The sequence below is a fragment of the Halomonas sp. B23F22_20 genome (assembly GCF_043496985.1).
Classification (GTDB): Bacteria; Pseudomonadota; Gammaproteobacteria; order Pseudomonadales; family Halomonadaceae; genus Halomonas.
Map to the genome: position 1 here is coordinate 1 of NZ_JBIEKH010000101.1, position 611 is coordinate 611.

Sequence of the window (611 nt, forward strand, 5' to 3'; positions counted from 1 at the left end):
CCAGGCCGAGAGCCGGCGCAAGAAGGAGGGGCCGCCGCTTGCACTGGACCTGGCATCCCTGCAGCAGGAGGGGTCACGACGGTGGGGTTATGGGGCACAGCAGGTGCTCGATATTGCGCAGTCGCTCTATGAGACCCACAAGGCGACCACGTATCCACGGACTGACTGCCGGTATCTGCCGGTCTCGCAGCATAGCGAGGCGCAACAGGTCGTGAAGGCGCTCCTGCAATCCGATGAGAAGCTATCCGGCGTTGTCGAACGCCTGGATCTGCAGCAGAAGAGCCGGATCTGGAACGACAGCAAGATTACCGCGCACCACGGGATCATTCCGACGACGGCCCCGTGCCAGCCTCAGCGCATGTCCGACGCCGAGTGGAACGTCTATGACCTGGTACGACGTCACTATCTCGCGCAGTTTCTGCCGCAGCATGAGTATGACCAGACCGATGTGCGGGTGGATGCTGCCGGCGAGTCGTTTGGTGCGTCGGGCAAGAAGATCGTCGTGACTGGCTGGAAGGCGCTGTTTCCGCCCGCCGGGGATGACGATGATGAGGGTACCAAGGGGCAGCAGGAGCTTCCGGCTCTGCAGCAGGGGGAACAATGCGGCGTCA

General features: G+C 62.8%; 1 protein-coding gene. It reads left to right on the forward strand.

Annotated elements, in window-relative coordinates; all coding sequences use genetic code 11:
• Nucleotides 1-611, forward strand: a 611-nt coding sequence (locus tag ACGTN6_RS20790; protein ID WP_394594985.1) for a DNA topoisomerase, incomplete at both ends; no start/stop codon positions are given.